Origin of the sequence: Sorangium sp. So ce834 (genome assembly GCF_051521425.1) — a bacterium.
Taxonomy (GTDB): domain Bacteria; phylum Myxococcota_A; class Polyangia; order Polyangiales; family Polyangiaceae; genus Sorangium; species Sorangium cellulosum_D.
Genome location: NZ_CP150351.1, coordinates 10,604,000 through 10,624,063, shown reverse-complemented (window position 1 = coordinate 10,624,063; position 20,064 = coordinate 10,604,000). Strand labels below are relative to the sequence as shown.

Genomic DNA, 20,064 nt, shown 5'->3' with positions numbered 1-20,064 from the left:
CGGCGCGGCTACCGCCGTGAGGCCAGCGCCGCGAGCCGCGCGCAGAGCCGCTCGCGGAGCGGGCCGTAGGTCGCGCGGTACGGCTCCCAGTCGAGGCGCTCGTCCGCGAGGATCTCGCGCCAGTACGGGGTCGCGGCGCCGTAGTCGTGGATGGCGCCGGTCTCGACGATCTGCACGGCGAAGAGCGGCACCCGGAGCGCGTGGAAGAGCTTCTTCTTCGAGGCCTCCGGCGCCTCGTCGAAGCGGGCGCCGGCCTTCTTGAAGTCGGACGCGGAGCGGCTCGCGGCCGACGCGGCGAGCTTCTTCCGGTCGAGCTTGAACGGGAAGGGCGGCCTCGCCTCCTTGAGCCGGTGCTCGGGCGATAGGAACAGGCACTCCAGCGCGAAGACGCTGTGCTCGGCGATGGCGTCGCGGAAGGTGTCGAGGCCGTGGACGACCACGTTGACGCCGGGCGAGAAGGCGAGGTCCTGCTTCGCGTCGCGCCGCGTGAGGACGGCGACGAAATCCTCGTCGGACGCCGCGGTCGCGGTGCCGTACACGCGCGATCCCGTGCGGAACACGCTGTGGACCTCGCCGTCGTTGCGGCCGAGGACCCGGAGCACGGTCGAGAGGCTCATGGCCGAGGCACGCCGGCGGGCTCGCTCATTGCTCCACGAGAACGAGATCTCCCGCCCGGCGCGGCGCGACCTCGTAGGTCTCCTCGTACTGCGCGGCGAGGCCGGTCACCTCGATGGCCAGGCCGACCTCGAGCGAGGCGGTGTCGATGACGGGCTGGCCGTCCACGATATGCACGTAGACCTGGGTCTCGCCCGAGCCGTCGTCGATGTACACCTGGAAGCCGTAGGGCTGCTCGTCCTCCACGGCCGTGGTCACGCTGCCGCGCACGCGGACCAGCAGCCCCTCGACGGGCTCTCCGACGTCGCCGGTCATCACGTCCTTCGGCTCGATGGATCCGGTCCCATCGAGCACCGTGACCGAGGCCGCCGCGGCGTTGAGCACCGTCTGCTCGGCCGTCTGCCCGAGCTGCCCCGTGACGCGCACCCGGGCATCGAGGCCGAAATCGAGCGCGTCCGGCAGGCTCACGTAGATGCCCCCGGTGGCGTCCTGGAGGGCGAAGCCCTGCTCGTCGGTCGCCGAGTTGAAGGTGCCGGGCGCGACGGTCGCGAAGCCCTCGACCGTCGCCGTCGAGCCCTCGGCCAGGGCGCGGGCTTCGGCGACGGTGACCACGGCCTCCTGGTCCGGAGCGGGGGACTCTCCGCTGGAGCTGCAGGCTGTCGTCGCGAGGAGGCTCGTGACGGCGATCGAGGCGAGGTTGCAGCTGGTAAGGTGTCGACGCATTCCCAGCTTCCTACCGTTGCTGGGTTCAGGGGACAAGACATCGCCCCATCGATGACTTACCCACACATTCGATCGCTTACCTACGCATCTGCCCCGTCAGTCCGAGCAGCCGACCGATCGCATCGTGGGCGGCTCGAGCCTCCATGTCGTCCCCGAGGGCGACAGCGTGGCGTTGGCAAGCTCGGCAGCCGTGGCGGCCTCTCCCGTCCTCGTCCGGCGTGCGCGTGCTCCTGCGGTTTCTCTCGCGTTCCGCCCCCGAGGCCTCGACGTCCCCCGCGCGCGGCAGGAGAATCTCCCGGTGAGCCGCCTTGCCGTCTCCTGGCTTTCTTCTCTCGCCGTCCTCGTCGCCGGATGCCACCCCGGCGGCGGCTCGCGCAATGACGACGGGCTCCGGGCCCGGCTGGCGCGCGGCTGCAGGAGCGAGCCCGAGTGCCTCGTGCTGGAGCTCGAGGCGCGGGCCCGCGTCGACCGGTGCGCGTCGTTCTGCGAGGGCGCCGAGGCCGATCTGCGGGCCGCGAGCGCCCTCGTCGCCCGCTACCGGCGGGAGCGCGAGGCGCGCCAGGCGCGGATCGAGGCGCAGCGTCAGGCCGACGAGGCCGCGGAGGCCGAGCGCCGCCGCGCCGAGCTCGAGGCCGCCGAGGAGGCGCGCCGGCAAGAGGAGGCGGCCCACGCCGCCGAGCTCGAGCTCGCCGCGAGCGAGCTCGCCTGCGCCCAGCAGGGCGACGCCGCGGCCTGCGACGCGCTCCTCCGCCACCTCGCCGGCGCCGCCCCGCGCGACGAGCGCGCGGCCCAGGTGCGCGCGTCGCTCGTGAAGGGCCGGCGGCTGCTCGCCGAGCGCGAGGCTGCGATGGCGGCCGAGGAGCAGCGCGAGGCCGAAGGCGCGCCCGCCCCCGCGCGACGGGGCGGCGGCCCGTCTGCGCCGGCGCGACCGCGGCCGGCGTCCGAGGGCCGCGTCTGCTGCTGCGACGGCACGCTGTCGCCGACCTGCACCTACGTGAAGCGGGGTTGCTGCTCCCACCACGGCGGCGTCTGCGCGTGCCCCTAGTCGCGGGCAGAGTCCCGCCAGGATGTTCCCTCGGAGGGCTAGGAGCCGTGAGCCGCGGAACGTCACCAGATGCGCGTCGTGGACCACGCGGTCACGGCGTTCAGGATTTCCGCTGCCGCTCGATCTCGGCGCGCAGGCGCTGCTCCTGCGCGCGCAGCTCAGGCGTGAACTCCTCGCCGAAGTCCTCTGCCTCGAAGATCGGTCGAATCTCGAGCACCCATTCCCCGCTGGGCATGTAGTCGGCGCAGCGCCTGGCCCACTCGACCGCCTCGTCCAGCGACTTTACCTGCCAGATCCAATATCCGCCGACGAGCTCCTTGGTCTCGGCGAAGGGACCGTCGATGAGCGTCTTCTTGCCGCCCGAGATGTGCAGGCGCTTGCCTTTGCTGCTCGGGTGTAGCCCCTCTCCGGCGAGCATGACACCGGCCTCGACGAGCTCCTCTTTGAACTTGCCCATCTCGGCGATGACCTTCTCGTCCGGCATCATCCCCGCCTCGGACTCTCTCGTGGCCTTGACGAACACCATGACTTTCATCGCGCTCTTCTACCTGGTTTGAGGCTGCTTCGTCAGGACGACATGGGTGGCGTGGTCCGTGGAGGCGTGCTCCGTGCACCTGTAGCCGAGGCTCACCGTATCGATGCCGGCGAGGAGGTGCTCGCCCCGGCCGAGGAGCACGGGGGCGATCACGAGGTGGATCTCGTCGAGCAGCCCGGCGGTGAGGTACTGGCGAACGGTGGCGACTCCACCGCCGAGTCGGACATCCTTGCCCTGGGCCGCCTCCTTCGCGCGCTCCAGCGCGGCATGGATGCCATCGGTCACGAAGTAGAAGGTCGTCCCGCCCTCCATCGTGATGGGCGCACGAGCATGGTGCGTAAGCACGAAGACGGGTACGTGGTAGGGCGGGTTCTTGCCCCACCATCCCTTCCAGCTGTCGTCGGACCAGGGGCCCCGCTCCGGCCCGAACATGTTGCGGCCCATGATCCAGGCGCCGACGTTCTCGAAGCCGCGCGCGGCGAAGTCGTCGTCGACGCCTTCTCGGCCGACCCGGTCACCGATCAGCGATCCAGCGAAGTCGGCGCTCATTCTCTGGAACGTCTTCGTGCCGAGGACCCACTGGTGCAGCGCCATCCCTCCGACGCCCATCGGATTGGCCAGATCTTGGGCGGGACCGGCGCCATGCCCATCGATGGAGATTGCAAATGCATTTACCCGAAGCCTCGACATGAGCCTGACCCCTTTCGGCACAGGCATCGCCTGCGCCCCTTCTGACCACGGTTCTTCTGACGTGGCGACGAACGAGCCCCGGCCGGATCGACACGCCGACGAGCTTTTCTTTCGCCGGGCGGTCGTCACATGAAAGCACTGTCCTTTCAAGGATTTAGGGGGCCAGGCGGCGGACCGCCGCTCCCTCGACCGCGAGCGTCGTGGAGCGGCAGAGGCCGCGGTGGGGCGGGCTCGCACCACCGCGGCACCCGCGCCTGCCCCAGCCGCCCTGCGCGCACCCAGGCGGGCTCTGCGCCTGCCCCTGCATGCCCGCCAACACGCGCAGTCGCGGCGCTCCTGTGAACCTGGTGTTTCCTTGATGTTCTACGTACCGTTCTGGCTCGCCGCCGCGGGCGGCGTCTCTGCGCTTCGTCTCCGCGCTCCCAGGAGGGTCCATGGCCGTCGCCGACTCGCAGTCCGCTCATCCCCAGAAGACCGATCATTCTCCCGAGGCCGTCGAGCGGCGGGTGGCGGACGCCCTCGCCGCGCTGTCGCTCGAGCAGAAGGTCCGCCTGCTGACCGGCGCCGACTTCTGGAGCACCTACCCCGAGCCCTCCATCGGCCTGCGCCGCATGGTCGTCTCGGATGGCCCGGTCGGCGTGCGCGGCGAGCACTGGGACGAGCGCGACCCGTCGGTGAGCCTCCCCTCCGCCACCGCCCTCGCCGCCACCTGGGACGAGGCCCTGATCGAGCGCCTCGGCGCCCTCCTGGCCTCCGAGGCGCGGCGCAAGGGCGTCGACGTCGTCCTGGGGCCGACGGTCAACCTGCACCGCAGCCCGCTCGGCGGCAGGCATTTCGAGTGCTTCTCCGAGGATCCGCTGCTCACCGGCCGGATCGGCGCGGCCTACGTCCGCGGGCTGCAGGCCCACGGCGTCGGCGCCACCCCCAAGCACTACGTCGCCAACGACTCCGAGACCGAGCGGTTCACCGTCGACGTCCGCGTCGACCAGCGCACGCTGCGCGAGCTCTACCTCGCGCCGTTCGAGCGGATGATCGCCGGCGCGCGCGCGTGGCTCGTGATGGCCTCGTACAACGCGGTCAACGGGACCACCATGACCGAGAACGCCCTGCTCGATTCGCCGCTCAAGGACGAGTGGGGCTTCGACGGCGTCGTGGTCTCGGACTGGTTCGCGACCCGCTCCACCGAGGCCGCCGGCCGCGCGGCCATGGACCTCGCCATGCCAGGCCCGGAAGGGCCGTGGGGCCAGGCGCTCGTCGCCGCCGTCCGGAGCGGCGCCGTGCCCGAGCAGGCCATCGACGACAAGGTCCGCCGCCTGCTCCGGCTCGCCGCCCGGGTCGGCGCCCTCGAGGGCGTCGCGCCGGCCGCGCCCGCGCCGGCCCAGCTCCCCGCCGCCGAGGCCGCCCGCCTCGCCCGCGAGACCGCCGCGGCCGGCATGGTGCTCGCGCGCAACCACGGCGACGCGCTCCCCCTCGACGCGGCCAGCCTCCGGCGCGTCGCCGTGATCGGCCCGAACGCCGCGCAGGGCCGGATCCAGGGCGGCGGCAGCGCCAGCGTGCACCCGCACTACGCGGTCTCGCCGCTCGACGGGCTGCGCGCCGCGCTCGGCCAGCGCGCCGAGGTGCTCCACGCCGTCGGCGCCCGCATCCACGAAGGCCTCGTGCCCGTGGCCGGAGACCAGGTGGTCGACCCCGCGACCGGCGAGAACGGCGTGCGCGTGCGGCTCCTCGACGCGAAGGGCAACGTCGTGCACGAGGAGCATCGCGGCGTGGGGCGCCTCACGTTCATCGGGGACGAGCGCGCGAAGCGGGCCGCGACCATCGAGGTGACGGCGCGGTTCCGCGCCGCCGAGGCCGGCCGTTACCGGATCGGCGTGGCCGGGGTGGGCGCCTACCGCCTCACCGGCGGCGGGCAGGTCCTCGTCGACGAGGCGATCGCGCCGGACAAGGACGACCTCGCCGCGGCCCTGCTCGCCCCGCCGCACCGGGCGGCCGAGCTGTCCCTCGCCGCCGGCCAGGAGCTCGACCTCGCCCTCACGCACTCGGTCCAGCCGGGCGCGATCGCGGTGGCGTTCTCCCTCGGCGTCGAGGTGCCCGCGCCGTCCGACGACGAGGAGCTCGCGCGCGCCGTGGAGCTCGCGCGCTCGTCCGACGTGGCGATCGTGGTCGTCGGCACCACCGAGGCGATCGAGAGCGAGGGCTTCGACCGGAGCACGCTCGCGCTCCCCGGCCGTCAGGACGCGCTGATCAGCGCCGTCGCGGCGGTGAACCCGCGGACCATGGTCCTGGTGAACTCGGGCGGGCCGGTGGCCATGCCCTGGCGCGACGAGGCGGCCGCGGTGCTCCTCACGTGGTTCCCGGGCCAGGAGTTCGGGAGCGCCGTCGCCGACGTGCTGCTCGGCGCCGTGGAGCCCGGTGGCCGCCTGCCCACGACGTGGCCGTCGCGCCAGGAGGACGTGCCCGTGCTGTCGACGACGCCCGAGAACGGCAAGCTGATCTACGCCGAGGGGCTGAACATCGGGTACCGGGCCTGGGCCCGCGCCGGCGTCGCCCCGGCCTACCCGTTCGGGCACGGCCTGGGCTACACGCGCTGGGAGATCCTCGGGATCGACGCGCCGCCGAGCGTCGCCGCGGGCGAGGCGGTCGAGGCGCGGGTGCAGGTGCGCAACGTCGGGCCCCGCCGCGGCCGCCACGTGATCCAGCTCTACCTGTCGCGGCCGGGCTCCGAGGTCGAGCGCCCCGTGCTCTGGCTGGCCGGCTTCGCCCCCGTCGAGGCCGAGCCCGATCAGACGGTCGAGGTCGCCGTCACCGTCGAGCCGCGGGCCTTCGCGCACTGGGCGGCGGGCCGCTGGCAGGTCGAGCCCGGCGTGTTCACGCTGCACGCGGGGCACTCGGCCACCGTCCTGACGCGGCAGACCGCGGTGAACGTGGACGCCTGAGCGCGCGCCGCCCGCGGATCACCCCTCCGCGTCGTCGTCGTCGCCGGCGATCTCGTCGGTCGTCGAGCGCCGGCCGAGCCAGCGGCGGAGCTGGGTCCGGTGCACGCCCAGCGCGCGGGCCGTGCGCGCCACGTTCCCGCCCTCGCGGCGCAGCACCTCCTCGATGACCTCGTCGGCGGGCAGCGACGCCGCCCGCCGCGCCGGCCGCTCGCCGGCCGGGGGCAGCGACGACCGCCGGCCCCGGTCCGAGGGGTGCTCCGAGCTGCCCGTCTGCGGCGGGGCGAAGGCTTGCCCCGCCGAGGGCGACAGGTGCCGCGCCTGGACCACCGCGCTCTTCTCGATCTGCGCCTCCTGCGCCGCCGCGCGGATCTCGGCCATCAGCTCCCGCACGTTTCCGGGCCACGCCCGCACGAGGCACGCCTCGATGAGCGACGCGTGGGCCACGGGCGGCGCGCCCGCGTTGCCGCGCTCGACGGCGGCGCCCGCGCTCCGCAGCGCCGCGTCCACGAGCCACGGGACCTCCTCGGGCCGCTCGTGCAGCCGCGGGATGCGGACCGCCGGCTGCGCGATGCGGAAGAAGAGATCCTCGCGCAGCTTCCCTGCGGCCACCTGCGCGCGCAGGTCCTTGTGGGTCGCCGACACGAGCGCGAAGTCCACCTGCACCGGCCGCGAGGCGCCGAGCGGGATCACCTCCTTCGCCTCGAGCGCGCGGAGGAGCTTCGCCTGCACCCCGAGATCGAGCTCGGCCACCTCGTCGAGGAAGAGGACCCCGCCGTGGGCGGCTTGCACGTACCCCTCGGAGTCGGCCGCGGCGCCCGAGTACGCCCCCCTGCGCGCGCCGAAGAGGAGCCGCTCGGCGAGGCCGTCGGGGATGGCGGCGCAGTTCACGGGGACGAACGGCCCTCCGCGGCGCGGGCCGAGGGCGTGGAAGGCGCGCGCCGCGTGCTCCTTGCCGGTCCCGCTCTCGCCGGTGATGTGCAGCGCGGTCCCGAAGCGCGCCGCGCGATCGATCGCGTCCCACGCGCGGGCGAGGGTCGGCCCGAGGATCGTGCCCCCGGCCGTGGAGATCCCCGCCCGGAACGGCTCCACGTCGGCCTGGATCACGAACACCGACGAGCCGGTGCGCACGATGCGCAGCTCGCCGCCCGCGCGCGCCCCGGTCAGCGGGACGCCGTCGAGCGACGTTCCGTTCCGGCTATCGAGGTCTTCGACCTCCCACTGGCCCTGGTTCCAGCGCACGCGCGCGTGTCTGCGCGACATCCTCAGGTCGTCGAGGGGGACGCCTCCGACCTCGCCGCGCCCGAGCTCGAGCTCGCCGTCCTTGAGCGGGAGGACGTCGCAGCGAGGGCAATCCACGGAGAAGACGAGCACCAGCCCAGGCGTCGGCCTCCTGGAACGCAGGCGTTCCGAGGCCGTTCCGAGCGAATCGTCCAGGGTTGTCCTGGGTGCAGTGGTGGACACCACGTCGCCGTCGAGTGTAGCGCGGACCCGCAGCGATGAGGAACCTCCTGATGGGAATCGTCCTCGGGACACGTTGTCCGACAGCGTAGAGCCCTTCCTACCGGAGAGCGCCCACAGGGCACGTCGTCCGACAGCGCAGCGCTCTCCCCACCGAGGAGCGGCCCCGGGGCGGGGCGTCCAACAGCATAGGAATCTTCTTGATGAGGCCGCCCTGGAGACGGCTTCCCGGCCGGCGCTTTGACGTGTGCCGGCGGCGGGCCTGCCCGGTTGCCGGTGATGAGGAGTCGCGGGCAGCGCGCTGTCGCAGGGATCGAGTCGATGATCCCGGGATCGAAGCCCTGGAGATGGCCGGGCAGGGGGCCTCGCTCCCTCTTGCAATGTTCCGGTGCAAATTGCCCCAGCGTGACCGATGCGCATGGCCGATTCCCCGCGAAAAATAAGGATTCTTGCTTTATTTGCCGCGAAAGGTCGCGGCCGAGGGCCGAGCTCGCCGCGGGGGGCGCGGGCGAGGGGGCATTGGCCGGGGGTTTCGTCGATGCAGCGAAGGCTGAGGCCGGGGAACGGGGGATGGTTCGCCGCTTGCTTTCGTGGATGTCGACCCATGAACGGCGAGCACCGAGTCCCCGGCCAGAGCAGAGCGTTCGCCAGAAGAGGCGATGCGAGCACGGGGGGTGTCTCGTCCTGCGTCCGCGGGCTGCCGACGCGGGAGCGCGCCGTGGGCGAGGTCCTCGCCGGCAAGTACCAGATCGTGGGCCGGCTGGGCGCCGGCGGCATGGGCACCGTGTGGCGGGCGCGCAGCTTGTGGCTCGACGTCGACGTGGCGATCAAGGTGCTCCACGAGGAGCAGTTCGACGCGCACGCCGCAGAGCGCCTGCTCCGGGAGGCGCGCGCGACGGCGAGGCTCGGGCACCCGGCGATCGTGCGCGTGTTCGATTTCGGCGAGACCGACTCGGGCGAGCCGTTCCTGGTGATGGAGCTCCTCGAGGGCACGTCGCTCTCGAACTGGCTGGAGGCGAACGGCCGGATGCCGGCGGAGCAGGCGGTCCAGATGCTCTTGCCGGTGGCGTGCGCCCTCGCGGCGGCGCACGCGCAGAGCATCGTTCATCGCGACATCAAGCCTGCCAATATCCTCGTCGTGCCCGACGGGGCGGGCGGCCATGTGCCGAAGGTGGTCGATTTCGGCATTGCCAAGCTGGCCAACGCGGTGAGCCCCGCGATCACGCAACGGGGGATGATCGTCGGCAGCCCCGAGTACATGTCGCCGGAGCAGGCCGACGGCCAGCTGGAGGTCGGGGAGCAGACGGACGTCTGGGCGTTCAGCGTGGTGCTGTACGAGCTCATCACCGGGCAGCGGCCGTTCACCGGGGAGAGCCTCGGCGCGGTGATCTCGGCCATCTTCAGCAAGGAGCCGGCGCCGACGACGCAGCTCGGCGCCGGCGACGAGGAGCTCTGGTCGATCCTCCGCCGGGGTCTGGCCAAGTCGCCGGCCGAGCGGTGGCCCAACATGCGGTCGCTGGGCCGCGCGCTGGCGTCCTGGGCCGTCGAGCGCGGGGTCACGGCGGACGTGGCGGGCACGTCGCTCGCGCACCAGTGGCTCGCGCGGGGGCCGGAGTCGCCGCTCACCGCCGAGCGGCCCGCTCCGGTGTTGGCGACGACCGGCGTCGCCGGCGCCGTGTCCGGGCCGAAGGCGGCGGCGCCGCGCCTGCCCGGCGCGGGGAAGACGCTCGTCGCGTCGCCGGCCGCGGCGGCCACGCCTGCCGGGCGCCGGGGCGGCACCATCAGGATGCCCGAGGCCCTGCGCGGCGCGCCGATGGGGCTCGCGCCCCCGCTGCGGCTCCAGAAGGCGCTGCTGGTCGGGGTGCTCGCCGCCTTCGTCGCGCCGGTGGTCGTCGTGATGGGTCTGAGCCTGCGGGGCGGAAGCGCGGGCGCGGGCGCCGCGCGGCCGGCGGTCGCGGCCGCAGCGCCGGTCCTCGAGCCGGGCGCTGCCTTGGCGCTGCCGGGGGCGACGCCGGCCGCGCCTCCCGCCGACGTCGTGCCTGCCGAGGGCGGGGGGCCGCGCGCGAGCGCCCTCGACGCGGCCGCGCGGGGCGCGCCGGCAGGCAAGCCGCCCGCGCAGCCGGCCGAGCCGGCGGATCCCTGGGACGATCCGGCCGATCCGTGGGGCGAGCCGGCCGATCCGTGGGACGAGATCGCGCCGTCCTCGGCGCCGGCCGAGCCGCCCGTCCAGCGCGTCGAGGCGCGCCCGCAGCGGGACGAGGCGCGCCCGCAGCGGGCCGAGCCGCGCGTGCAGCGGACCGAGCCGCCGCGTCCGGCGCCTGCGTCCACGTCCATGCCGCTGCCGGCGGCGCCTGATTTCTGAGGTGATCATGCGCAATCGTGGGGTGAAGTTCCGCGCCATCCGCGCCTCGGGCGACCTGCTGCTCCTGCTGGTCGCGCTCGCTGCGGCCCCGCTTGGAGCGGGCGGCTGCTCCGCGCTCATCGGCGCCGAGCTGTCCGACAAGGACGAACCGACCGAGGACGCCGCGGTGCGAGAGGATCAGGCCGGCGACGGGAGCGGCGGTGGCGATCTGAGCAGGAGCGGCGGCACGAGCGCGAGCGGCGCCGGGAGCACCGGCGGTCCCGAGGGCGCGACGAGCAGCGCGAGCGGCGGCGGCGAGAGCGCGAGCAGCGGGAGCGGCGCGGGCGCGAGCGGCGGCGGCGGCGCGGGCGAAAGCAGCGGGAGCGGCGCGGGCGCAAGCAGCAGCGGGAGCGGCGCGGGAGAAAGCAGCGGCGGCGCGGGCGCAAGCAGCGGGAGCGGCGCGGGCGCAAGCAGCGGGAGCGGCGCGGGCGCAAGCAGCGGGAGCGGCGCGGGCGCAAGCAGCGGGAGCGGCGCGGGCGCAAGCAGCGGGAGCGGCGCGGGCGCAAGCAGCGGGAGCGGCGCGGGCGCAAGCAGCGGGAGCGGCCCGGGCGCAAGTAGCGGGAGCGGCCCGGGCCCGAGCGGCGGCGGCCCGGGCGAAAGCAGCGGCGGCCCGGGCCCGAGCGGCGGCGGCCCGGGCCCGAGCGGCGGCGGCGGTGCGAGCAGCGGCGGCGATGGTGCGAGCAGCGGGAGCGGCAGCGGCGCTGGCGGTGCGAGCAGCGGGAGCGGCGAGGGAGGCGGCGCGAGCAGCGGCAGCTCGGGCGGCGAAGCGCACTGCAATGGCCATTTCGCCGATTGCGACGGGGACGCGGCGCACCATTGCGAGACCAACCTATGGAACAACGACAATCACTGCGGCGCTTGCGACAACCGATGTCCGGACGGCACGGACTGCCAGCAGGGGGAGTGTCGATGAGGGCGCGATCTCCTGCGCGATCCGGGCGGACGCTCGCCTCTGTCGCCGCGGCGCTGCTCCTCGCCGCAGCCCCGCTCCCCGCGGCGGCGCAGGGCACGGGGGACGTGACTGCGGCGCGCGTGCTGTTCGTCCAGGGGGCGAAGTTCGCCCGGGAGGGGCGGTGGGAGGAGGCGCGGGCGCTGTACACCCGGTCGCTGGAGATCAAGGCGACGCCCCTCACGCGGTACAGCCTCGGCGTCGCGCAGAAGGAGACCGGGCGCCTCGTCGACGCGCTCGCCAGCTTTCGCGCCTTCCTGGCGGAGCCGGCGACGCCGACGACCGAGCCCTACGTCGGTCCGGCGCGCGAGGCCGTGGCAACGCTCGAGAAGCGCATCGGCCGGGCGACCCTCGCCATCGAGCCGGGCAAGGTCGACGGGCTGGCCCTGGCCCTGGACGGCAAGCCGGTGCGCGCGGCGCCGGGCCAGGTGCTCGAGCTCGACCCGGGCGACCACGAGGTCGTGGCGAGCGCTCCGGGGTACCGCGCCGCGGCGGCCCGGTTCCGCGTCGCCGCCGGCGGCTCGGTCGAGGTCCCGCTCGCGCTCGCGCCGTCCGCCGCCGAGGCCTCGCGGGCCTCGGCTGCCGCGGGGGGTCTGCCTCCCCTGGCCGACGCTTCCGAGGGGCCGAGCCGGACGCTCCCGGTCGTGATGATGGGCGTGGGCGGCGCGCTCTTCGCCGGGGGCGCCGTCCTCGGCCTCGCCGGCTTGAAGCAGGCGGGCGACGCGCGATCGGGCACGGGCTCGGACGCGAGCTCGGCGCGGGCCAAGGGGATCGTCGGCGACGTCCTCGGCGGCGTCGGCATCGCGACCGTGGGCGTCGGGCTCTACTTGCTGCTCAACGAATCAGCGCCGAGCCCCCCCAGGGCGGGCTCCGTGACCCCGTGGCTGGGCGCGTCGGGCGCGGGCGTCGAAATGCGGCTCTGATCCGCATCGCCCCGCGCCGCGGGCCGCTCGCTCTTCTCTCCTCCTTGCTCTGTGCCCGCTGTGCCTCTGTGGCTTTCCCCCTCTTCTTCTCACGCCAGAAGACGCGTCCCAGGCGCGCCCGTCCGCGGGTCATCGCCGGGCGCAATGCCCGAGCGTCGGAATCGTGCGCAAACCATTGTCCGGCCCCTCGGCGGCGCATTCGACGGGCGGTGATCGATTCTTGTTTTGTGCGATCGATCTCCGTAGCCTGTCCTCGGCGAGATCGAATCAGCGGCCGCGGCGCGAATGTTTCGAGCGGTGTGCCATCGAGCGGACTCGCCGCTGGAGGGTAGGGGGTATGAGGAATTTCCTGGCACAGGGCGTGTCCCATTCCGTCCATGGGGGGCGCCCGGGCGGCCTGGCTCCTGACGCAGCTCGTGCGCGCAATTCGTCGCGGCACCTCGTCGTCGCGCTGGCGGCGATGACGGTCGTTCTGTTCGCAGCCGAAGCCTGGGCTTCCGGCACGTGGACCCAGCGGGTCACGTCCGGTCCGGCGCCGACGGAGCGCTCGACCCCCGCGGTCGCCGCGATCGGCGACGCCGTTTACCTGTTCGGCGGCATGAAAGACGACTTCTCGACCTTCGAGAACACCTTCTACAACGATCTCTATCGATTCGACACCGCGCTCGATGCCTGGGAGCTCCTCGACCCGGCGGGGGCCCTGCCGCCGCCGCGCGTGTTCGCCGGCGCGGCAGCCGACGAGTGCAATGGCGTCATGCTCGTGTTCGGCGGGGCGACGTACAGCCCCGACTTCTCCGATTTCGAGGCCTACGACGATCTCTGGGCTTACGACGCCGACGCGGACGCCTGGGTCGAGATCCACCCCGTGAACACCGGGCCGGTCGGCCGATCCCGCCCGAACGTCTGGTTCGCCGGCGGGAAGCTGTATGTCTTCGGTGGAGTGACCAGCGCCTTCGAGTTCATGAACGATCTCTGGGCGTACGATCTGGCGTCGAACCGGTGGAAGGAGCTCGTTCCGGCCGGCGCTCCCGGCTCGCCGCGCGGCCGGCACGAGGCGATGGCGGGGACGGCGCCGATCCGGGGCAAGCTGACGCTGTACGGCGGCGAGACGATGGGCGCCGCTGGCTTCGAGATGCTGGACGATACCTGGGAGTTCGACCTGCGCACCCGCCGGTGGACCGAGGTGACGCCGCGCGCGCGGCGCGACATCACGCCGCCGCGCAACTACGGCGCCGCGGCGGTCATCGGCTGGGACCTGTACCTGCAAGGCGGCGACGTGTCGGGCGGCTCGTCGGGGTGCGGCGCGCCGTTCGAGCAGAACCCCGTCGAGGAGCTCTGGCGGTACAGCCCGATCCAGCGGAAGTGGACCAAGCTGTCGCCGGGCGGCGATCCGCTGGTCAGGCTCAAGCGACATGTCGCCGCGGAAGTGAACGGCACCATGTACCTGTTCTCGGGGTGGGATTTCGCGTGTGACGGCGGCGTGGGCCCCGGTCAGCTCTGGAACCGCGACGTCTATTCGTTCGATCCCTGAGCGGGGCAGGAGACCGCCACGCCGGCGGCGGGCGCGCCGCGCTACCCGGCGGCGGCGCGGACATGGTACTGCGCGCTCATGCGCTCGCTCGCGATGGTGCTGTCCCTGGCCGCGCTCCTGGCCGCGGGCGCGCCCGCTTCGGCCAGCGGCGACGGCGCCGGCCAGCCTGCGGCGGACGCGCCTGCGCCCTCGCAGGCCGCGCCGCCGCAGGCCGCGGCGGCGGCGCGGTGGTGCGCGCCGGAGCTCGCCGCGCTGCCCGGCGAGGTGTGCGCCTTCCTGCCGGCCGAAGCAGCGCCGGGCCCCCGCGTGCTCGTGATCTTCCTGCACGGCGTCGTTCAGCCCGATTCAGGGTGGCAGTGGGCGCAACAGCGGGGCGCGGCGCGGGCCGGCGCGCGGCACGGCGTCGCCGTGATGATGCCGCGCGGCCGCAGGGGGATCGGGCCGAAGACGATGGAAGACTGGTGGTGCTGGCCGACCGCCACCGCGGCGCAGGCGGCCCACGAGGACGCGCTGCTCGCCGAGTGGGACGCGGCGCGCGCGGAGCTCGAGCGGCGCGCGGGCGGACGCTTCGAGCGGGTGCTCGTGTTCGGCTTCTCGAACGGCGCGTACTACGCGACGTCGCTGGCGATGCGCGGGCGGCTGCCGGTCGACGGCTACGCGGCGTTCGCGGGCGGCTCGGGCGCGCGCTACCTGGAGCGGGCGGGCGCGCAGACCAAGGCGCGCGCGCCGATCTTCGTCGGCTGGGGCGGCAAGGACCCGGCGCACAGGGACCAGGTCGCGCTCGCGAAGATGCTCCGCCGGCTGAAGTGGCCTTCGAGGTCGCTCGCCAAGCCGCGCGCGGGGCACGCGATGACCGACGATCAGGTCGACCAGGCGTTCGCCTTCCTGAGCGGCAAGCGAGGCGGCGCCACGGCGCCCGGCAGGGGGCGCGGCGCTCAAGCGCGCTGACGGACGCGCAGGCCGCCGTCCGGCGGGGGCCGCTCGAGCGCGCCCGCGGCGGACGGCGAGGGCGCGGTCAGCCGCCGCCGGGCGGGCCCTGCTCCGCTGCGCTGGCCGGCGCCGGCGCGTCGTCGGCCGGCACCTGGAGCATCGCGTAGTCGATCGTGGTCTCGTTGCGCAGCACGGTGAGCACCACCATGTTCCCGGGCGCGCAGGCGCGCAGGTAGCTCTCCAGCCCCGCCATCGAGTGGACCGGCCGCCCGTCGACGGCGAGGATGACGTCGCCCGGCTCCAGCAGGGGGGACGTGAAGCTGCGGATATCCATGCTCGCGATCCTCACGCCGTCGCCAGCGGTCGGCTGGATCGTGAGGTGCCACGGCGCCGGGACGACGGTCGCCGTGGACGCGGGGCTCGACGGCTGCTCCCGTCGCGCGGTCTCCGCCGGGCTCGCCGACGCGTCTGCGCGCGGCTGCGCGGCGTCAGGGCGCGGGGCGTCTGCGCGCGGCTGCGCGGCGTCAGGGCGCGGCTGCGCGGCGCCTGCGCGCGGGGCGTTTGCACGCGGTTGCGCGGCGTCAGCGCGCGGCTGCGCGGCGTCAGCGCGCGGCTGCGCGGTGTCTGCGGGCTGCGTGGCCTCGACGCGCGGACAGTCGCCGCGGCACGCGGCGACCGCGAGCGGGACCAGCGGGGTGAGCATGCCCGAGAGCCGCCGAGCCCACCCGCACGCGTCGCGCGCACGGAAGGGTCGATCCCGCTGCTGACTTGCATGCATGGCCCCTCGGCGCCTCCCCGCCTCCTGACTCCTACGATGCAAGATCCCCACCAGCGATTCTCCGCCGCTATCCGGGCCGATGCTGGAACGCAGGGAGGAGGTTCACCTCCGGCGCGCCGCGATCACGCGCGGGCGAGCCGTGGCGCCGGGACGAAGTGCGCGGGGAACACCCGCTCGAGGAACTCGTTGCGCAGGAGCCCGTCGGGGTCGACGAGCTGCTTCAGCCGGACGAACTCCGGGAGCGCGTGCGCGTACATCGCCTGGAGGTGCTCCGCTGTCGCGAGGACGTTCTTGACCAGGTAGACCCGGCCGCCGATCTCGAGGCTGTGCGCGCTGAGCTCGGTGAGCCGCAGGCGGATGCGGTGCACGCTCTCCTCATCGCTGCCCGTGAACGCGACCGTGACCGCGAACCCGTCCGTCCCGTGGTTCGCCGAGAGGAGGAACTTGTCGCCCTGGATGTGGAGCACGTCGAGCAGCAGCGGCGGGGTTCCGTCTCGGGTCGCGATCTCGTCGATCCTGCTCAGGAAGCCGGCGAGCCGCCGCAGGCTGTCCTCCCGGGCGCCCGGGTCGTAGGGGATCATGAAGGTCTGCTGCGCCGTGATCATCGGCGCGCCGAGGGCCTGCCCGATGCGGTTCGCGAGCACATTGCCATCCATGAAGAACAGATAGCCCATGAGCTCGTCGACGTTCGGGCGCGAGACGTCGAAGACGAAGCGGTCGATGATCGTCCAGACGGCCCGGCTCACGACGGACGCGCGCATCAGCCACTCGATCGGGACGCGGAGCGGGTAGTTGCGGCGATGGTTCAGCAGCGGGCGGAGCGCGTGGGACGTCCCCGCGACGTACCGCGACCGCAGGACCATGCTCCTGCTGCCTTCGAGGGTGTGGAAGGCGATGGAGAAGAGCGCCTCGGGGATCCACCCGTCCTCGGCCGCGCTCCCGCCCTCCTCGGGCAGGAGCTGCTCGGCGCGCGGGAGCAGCGTCGCGGCGAGCTCCTCGAGCGATCCGCAGCGCGTCGCCTCGGTGACGACCCGGATCGGGGTCCCCGCCGGGGCGACGCGCGCGACGCGGTACGTGACGTCGATCACCGCGCCGAGGTAGCCGAGGCCGCCGATCACCGCGTGGAACAGCGCGCTCGTCCCCTCGTCGCGGCCGAGGGAGAGCAGCTCGCCGTCGAGGGTGAGGAGCGTCAGCCGCTCGACATAATGCCCTTCCTTGCCGCCGGTGCCTGAGAAGCGAGAGAGGCAGTCTCCGGAGACCGTGCCTCCCGCGGTGGCGTGGCTCGTCGAGACCACGGTGTACGGCACGAGCCCGCGGGCGGCGAGCTCACGCACGATCGCTCCCCACGTGGCGCCGGCGCCCACGGTCACCCGCGCCCCCTCCTCGTCGATCTCGATGGAGGTGAAGCGCGTCATCGAGATCACGATGTCGTCGTTCAGCGCCTGCCCGTCGAACGACTGCCCCCCGGCGCGGAACGTGATCCTGCGCCCCGTCCGCTTCGCCATGCGGAACAGCACCCGGAGCTCCTCGATCGACGCCGGCGTGTACAGGTCTCCGCACGACTGGTGCAGCCCGCTGTAGCCCTGGAGCAGGCAGAGCGGCTTTCGAGGGATCTCATCGAGCCTCGGCGGCGGCGGCGCGCCCCCGACGTAGGCGAGTCCAGCGTCCCCGGCCCCTCGCGCGGCTCGCCCGGGCGATCCGCTGACGAATCGAGCGACCACGATCAACCCGAGGAGGGCGGGAGGGGGATCTCGTCCATCGTGTCGATCGTCTCGAGGGCTGGGCGCATGCGCGCAGCGTCGCTCGAAACCGGCCAGGCGGGCAAATTCACGCCCCCCGCTGCGCTCCAGCGGTCCCCGCCCGACTCTGGCGCAGCAGACAAAGAGTGACGCTCACCCGCATAGGAGACGGGCCCAGATCGGCGTTTTCGGCGCGGAGGCGTACTCTCGTACGCCGAGCACCGAAAACGTCGAGGTGGGCCCGTATCCGCAGCGGGTGAGCGTCGCTCTATAACCCGCGGATCTCGACGTGGATATTCCGCCGGGCCGCGGTCTGCTGGAAGCGGCGGATGAGCTCCGCGACGTCGTGGTCGACATAGGACGCCCCCTGGGCGTCGACCACCACGTGGGTGTCGCTCGGCAGCCGCTCGAACAGCGCCACGAGCTTGCCCTGGGTGAAGAAGTAGGCCGCCTTGTTGAACCGGATCGTCACGCGCGCCCCCTCGTGGATCACGTCGAACACGCGGGACATCTGCGTCCTCAGCACGAAGAGGACGCCGACCCCGAGGCCGATCGCGATGCCCTTCAGGAGATCGGTCAGCACGATGGCCACGATCGTCACGACGAACGGGATGAAGTGGTTCCAGCCGAGCTTGCGCATCTGCGCGAAGATCGCGGGCTTGGCCAGCTTGTAGCCGGTGACGAGCAGGATCGTCGCGAGGCACGCGAGCGGGATGTGCGAGAGCAGCCCTGCGGCGAAGACCACCGCGAGCAGCAGCAGCGCGCCGTGCGCGAAGGCGGAGACCCGCGTGCGCGCGCCGGCGTTCGTGTTGGCGCTGCTGCGGACGATGACCGACGTGACCGGGAGACCCCCGGCGAACCCGGAGAGCATGTTCGCGACGCCCTGCGCGACGAGCTCCCGGTTCGGCGGCGACTTGCGGTGCCACGGGTCGATCCGGTCCACGGCCTCCAGGTTGAGCAGCGTCTCGAGGCTGGCCACGATCGCCAGGGTCACGCCCAGCACCCAGACCTCGGGCCGCAGGATCGCGGACCAGTCCGGCAGCTGGAGCGCGCTGGCCAGGTCGCCGGTGGGCAGCGTCACGAGGTGCTTCTGCTCGAGGGCGAGCGACGGGGCCGCCACCTTGAAGAGCTCGTTGCCGAGCGTGGCCACGAGCACGGCCGCGAGCGGCGCGGGCAGCCAGGAGATCTTCGCGAGGCGCGACTTCTCCCACCCGACGAGGATGGCCAGGCAGACGGCGCTGATGAGGAACGCGCCCCACTCGATCGCCTGCGGCGCCTGCGCCAGCATCGTGAAGGTGTTGCCGCCCTCGGCCTTGAACGACTCGGAGGCGAAGTTGTCCTTGTCGAAGCCGACGGCGTGCGGCAGCTGCTTCAGGATGAGCAGGACGCCGATGGCCGCGAGCATCCCCTTGATGACCGAGGAGGGGAAGAAGTGGCTGATCGCGCCGGCCTTGAGCACGCCGAGCGCGAGCTGGAGGGCGCCGCCGATGACCACCGCCAGCGCGAACGCCTGGAAGCTCTGCAGGCTGGTGATGCCCGCGAGCACGATGGCCGCGAGCCCCGCCGCCGGGCCGCTCACGCTGAGCTGAGAGCGGCTGATCAGCGGGATGACGAGGCCGCCCACGATCCCGGCGACGATGCCGGACAGGAGGGGGGCCCCGGACGCGAGCGCGATGCCCAGGCAGAGCGGCAGGGCGACGAGAAAGACGACGACGCCCGCGGGGATGTCGTACTTGAGGTTCGCGCTGAGGCGCGGATCCAGCGGCGGCGCGCTGTCCCCGTGCGCCTCCCCCCGGGGCGCGGCTGCGCCTTCTGCGCCGGCGGCGCGGGCACCCATGTGCTCCGACCCGGCGCTGGCTTGAATGGTATTTTGAAGCTCCATCGAAAGGCCCTCTCTTCCAGTGAGTCTTGGGTCAGTGCCAGTGAGGCGCTCAGCCCGCGCGCCGGTAGACCGCGGTCTCCGGCAGCGCGGACGGGGGCGCCGCCTCGCAGATGGGCGCGAACTGGCCGCTCGAATGCTCGAACTGGAAGACCTGACCGGTCTCGATCTTGTAGACCCAGGCGTAGAGCGAGAGCTCGCCGCGCGCGAGCCGCGCGCGGATCGTCGGGTGGGTGCGGAGGTTCTCGATCTGGGCGAGGACGTTCTCCTCGACCGTGATCGTCAGGCGGTTCTCCCCCTCGATGTGCGGATAGTTCTCCTGCACCAGGCGGCGCGTCAGCTCCGCGTGCTGGAGCCACGACTTGACCGCCGGCAGCTCGTCCAGGCCGTTGGGATCGAGCAGCCCGCGCATCGCGCCGCAGTGCGTGTGGCCGCAGACGATGACGTGCTTGATCCCGAGGTGCGCGACCGCGAACTCGATCGCCGCGGCCTCGCTGCCGTTGCTCGCGCCGTACGGCGGCACGATGTTGCCGACGTTGCGCACGATGAAGATGTCGCCCGGCTGGGTCTGCGTGATCAGGTTCGGGTTGATCCGGCTGTCCGAGCACGTGATGAACAGCGCCTCGGGGCGCTGACCCCTCGCCAGGTGCTGGAAGAGATCCTGATACGAGCCGCAGATATCCGTCTGGAACTTGTGCAACCCGTCAGCGAGCTTCTGCATTTGAACAAACCCTCTCGTTGACCGCGCCGATCCGGCGCGGCAGTCGTCGTGAACACCTCCGGTTTCCAGCTCCTCCGCGCCAGGCCGCGAGCGGCCTCGGCCACGGAGCTAGCCGATCAATTCAGGAAACGTGGTGGAGGGCGACGGACTGGAGGGTGGGGGACGGGGGAGGAGATGCGGGCGGGCCGGAGATCGGCCACGAGGGCGGCGC

General features: G+C 73.2%; 16 protein-coding genes. 7 read left to right on the top strand and 9 right to left on the bottom strand.

Going from position 1 to position 20,064, the window contains the following annotated elements:
* Positions 1–8: 8 nt before the first annotated feature.
* Both WMF20_RS39090 and WMF20_RS39085 read right to left on the bottom strand, forming a co-directional pair.
* The gene (locus WMF20_RS39090) at positions 9–617 is read right to left on the bottom strand and encodes a hypothetical protein (protein WP_437606857.1); all 609 of its coding nucleotides are present in this window, start codon (positions 615–617) and stop codon (positions 9–11) included.
* A gap of 25 nt (positions 618–642) precedes the next feature.
* Positions 643–1,338 (bottom strand): DNA-binding protein, encoded by a 696-nt coding sequence (locus tag WMF20_RS39085; protein WP_437606856.1) that lies wholly within the window; start codon positions 1,336–1,338, stop codon positions 643–645.
* 298 nt (positions 1,339–1,636) lie between these two features.
* On the opposite strand from WMF20_RS39085, the gene WMF20_RS39080 reads away from it, so the two are divergent.
* Positions 1,637–2,383: a hypothetical protein gene (locus WMF20_RS39080; protein WP_437606855.1), complete on the top strand. Its 747-nt coding sequence runs from the start codon at positions 1,637–1,639 to the stop codon at positions 2,381–2,383.
* Positions 2,384–2,483: 100 nt separating this feature from the next.
* Here WMF20_RS39080 and WMF20_RS39075 read toward each other — a convergent pair whose 3' ends face one another.
* Positions 2,484–2,918, bottom strand: coding sequence for a YciI family protein (locus WMF20_RS39075; protein ID WP_437606854.1), 435 nt, complete (start codon positions 2,916–2,918; stop codon positions 2,484–2,486).
* 9 nt (positions 2,919–2,927) lie between these two features.
* The gene (locus WMF20_RS39070; RefSeq protein WP_437606853.1) at positions 2,928–3,608 is read right to left on the bottom strand and encodes a dihydrofolate reductase family protein; all 681 of its coding nucleotides are present in this window, start codon (positions 3,606–3,608) and stop codon (positions 2,928–2,930) included.
* Positions 3,609–4,042: 434 nt separating this feature from the next.
* Between WMF20_RS39070 and WMF20_RS39065 the strand changes: the two genes are divergently transcribed.
* Positions 4,043–6,544, top strand: coding sequence for a beta-glucosidase H (locus WMF20_RS39065; protein ID WP_437606852.1), 2,502 nt, complete (start codon positions 4,043–4,045; stop codon positions 6,542–6,544).
* 18 nt (positions 6,545–6,562) lie between these two features.
* On the opposite strand, the gene WMF20_RS39060 is transcribed toward WMF20_RS39065, so the two are convergent.
* A complete protein-coding gene (locus WMF20_RS39060) occupies positions 6,563–7,915 on the bottom strand; it encodes a sigma 54-interacting transcriptional regulator (RefSeq protein WP_437606851.1) in 1,353 nt (450 codons plus the stop codon).
* A 691-nt stretch (positions 7,916–8,606) separates the two neighbouring features.
* Here WMF20_RS39060 and WMF20_RS39055 point away from each other — a divergent pair.
* From WMF20_RS39055 to WMF20_RS39035, 5 genes are all read left to right on the top strand, one after another.
* Positions 8,607–10,364 carry a protein kinase domain-containing protein gene (locus tag WMF20_RS39055; RefSeq protein WP_437606850.1) on the top strand — a complete coding sequence of 586 codons (1,758 nt, stop codon included), beginning with the start codon at positions 8,607–8,609 and terminating at the stop codon, positions 10,362–10,364.
* A 7-nt stretch (positions 10,365–10,371) separates the two neighbouring features.
* Complete coding sequence (locus WMF20_RS39050) at positions 10,372–11,316, top strand: hypothetical protein (RefSeq protein WP_437606849.1); 945 nt, start codon at positions 10,372–10,374, stop codon at positions 11,314–11,316.
* A complete protein-coding gene (locus WMF20_RS39045; RefSeq protein ID WP_437606848.1) occupies positions 11,313–12,275 on the top strand; it encodes a hypothetical protein in 963 nt (320 codons plus the stop codon). Before WMF20_RS39050 ends, WMF20_RS39045 begins: the two co-directional genes overlap by 4 nt.
* A gap of 460 nt (positions 12,276–12,735) precedes the next feature.
* Complete coding sequence (locus WMF20_RS39040) at positions 12,736–13,806, top strand: Kelch repeat-containing protein (RefSeq protein ID WP_437606847.1); 1,071 nt, start codon at positions 12,736–12,738, stop codon at positions 13,804–13,806.
* A 78-nt stretch (positions 13,807–13,884) separates the two neighbouring features.
* On the top strand, positions 13,885–14,754 hold the full coding sequence (locus tag WMF20_RS39035; protein ID WP_437606846.1) for an alpha/beta hydrolase: 870 nt from the start codon (positions 13,885–13,887) through the stop codon (positions 14,752–14,754).
* A gap of 67 nt (positions 14,755–14,821) precedes the next feature.
* Here the strand turns inward: WMF20_RS39035 and WMF20_RS39030 are convergent, their stop codons facing one another.
* The 4 genes from WMF20_RS39030 to WMF20_RS39015 all read right to left on the bottom strand — a co-directional run bounded on the left by WMF20_RS39030 (position 14,822) and on the right by WMF20_RS39015 (position 19,853).
* Positions 14,822–15,070 (bottom strand): PDZ domain-containing protein, encoded by a 249-nt coding sequence (locus WMF20_RS39030; RefSeq protein WP_437606845.1) that lies wholly within the window; start codon positions 15,068–15,070, stop codon positions 14,822–14,824.
* Positions 15,071–15,636: 566 nt separating this feature from the next.
* On the bottom strand, positions 15,637–17,235 hold the full coding sequence (locus WMF20_RS39025; RefSeq protein ID WP_437606844.1) for an FAD-binding oxidoreductase: 1,599 nt from the start codon (positions 17,233–17,235) through the stop codon (positions 15,637–15,639).
* Positions 17,236–17,521: 286 nt separating this feature from the next.
* Complete coding sequence (locus WMF20_RS39020; protein WP_437617210.1) at positions 17,522–19,090, bottom strand: SulP family inorganic anion transporter; 1,569 nt, start codon at positions 19,088–19,090, stop codon at positions 17,522–17,524.
* Between the two features lie 94 nt (positions 19,091–19,184).
* Complete coding sequence (locus tag WMF20_RS39015) at positions 19,185–19,853, bottom strand: carbonic anhydrase (protein WP_437606843.1); 669 nt, start codon at positions 19,851–19,853, stop codon at positions 19,185–19,187.
* Positions 19,854–20,064: the final 211 nt, after the last annotated feature.

Excerpts from the sequence above, each read along its gene's own strand:
- WMF20_RS39090 (WP_437606857.1), bottom strand. The coding sequence starts at position 617 with ATGAGCCTCTCGACCGTGCTCCGGGTCCTCGGCCGCAACGACGGCGAG.
- WMF20_RS39085 (WP_437606856.1), bottom strand. The coding sequence starts at position 1,338 with ATGCGTCGACACCTTACCAGCTGCAACCTCGCCTCGATCGCCGTCACG.
- WMF20_RS39075 (WP_437606854.1), bottom strand. The coding sequence starts at position 2,918 with ATGAAAGTCATGGTGTTCGTCAAGGCCACGAGAGAGTCCGAGGCGGGG.
- WMF20_RS39070 (WP_437606853.1), bottom strand. The coding sequence starts at position 3,608 with ATGTCGAGGCTTCGGGTAAATGCATTTGCAATCTCCATCGATGGGCAT.
- WMF20_RS39065 (WP_437606852.1), top strand. The coding sequence starts at position 4,043 with ATGGCCGTCGCCGACTCGCAGTCCGCTCATCCCCAGAAGACCGATCAT.
- WMF20_RS39055 (WP_437606850.1), top strand. The coding sequence starts at position 8,607 with ATGAACGGCGAGCACCGAGTCCCCGGCCAGAGCAGAGCGTTCGCCAGA.
- WMF20_RS39050 (WP_437606849.1), top strand. The coding sequence starts at position 10,372 with ATGCGCAATCGTGGGGTGAAGTTCCGCGCCATCCGCGCCTCGGGCGAC.
- WMF20_RS39045 (WP_437606848.1), top strand. The coding sequence starts at position 11,313 with ATGAGGGCGCGATCTCCTGCGCGATCCGGGCGGACGCTCGCCTCTGTC.
- WMF20_RS39040 (WP_437606847.1), top strand. The coding sequence starts at position 12,736 with ATGACGGTCGTTCTGTTCGCAGCCGAAGCCTGGGCTTCCGGCACGTGG.
- WMF20_RS39035 (WP_437606846.1), top strand. The coding sequence starts at position 13,885 with ATGCGCTCGCTCGCGATGGTGCTGTCCCTGGCCGCGCTCCTGGCCGCG.
- WMF20_RS39030 (WP_437606845.1), bottom strand. The coding sequence starts at position 15,070 with ATGGATATCCGCAGCTTCACGTCCCCCCTGCTGGAGCCGGGCGACGTC.
- WMF20_RS39020 (WP_437617210.1), bottom strand. The coding sequence starts at position 19,090 with ATGGGTGCCCGCGCCGCCGGCGCAGAAGGCGCAGCCGCGCCCCGGGGG.
- WMF20_RS39015 (WP_437606843.1), bottom strand. The coding sequence starts at position 19,853 with ATGCAGAAGCTCGCTGACGGGTTGCACAAGTTCCAGACGGATATCTGC.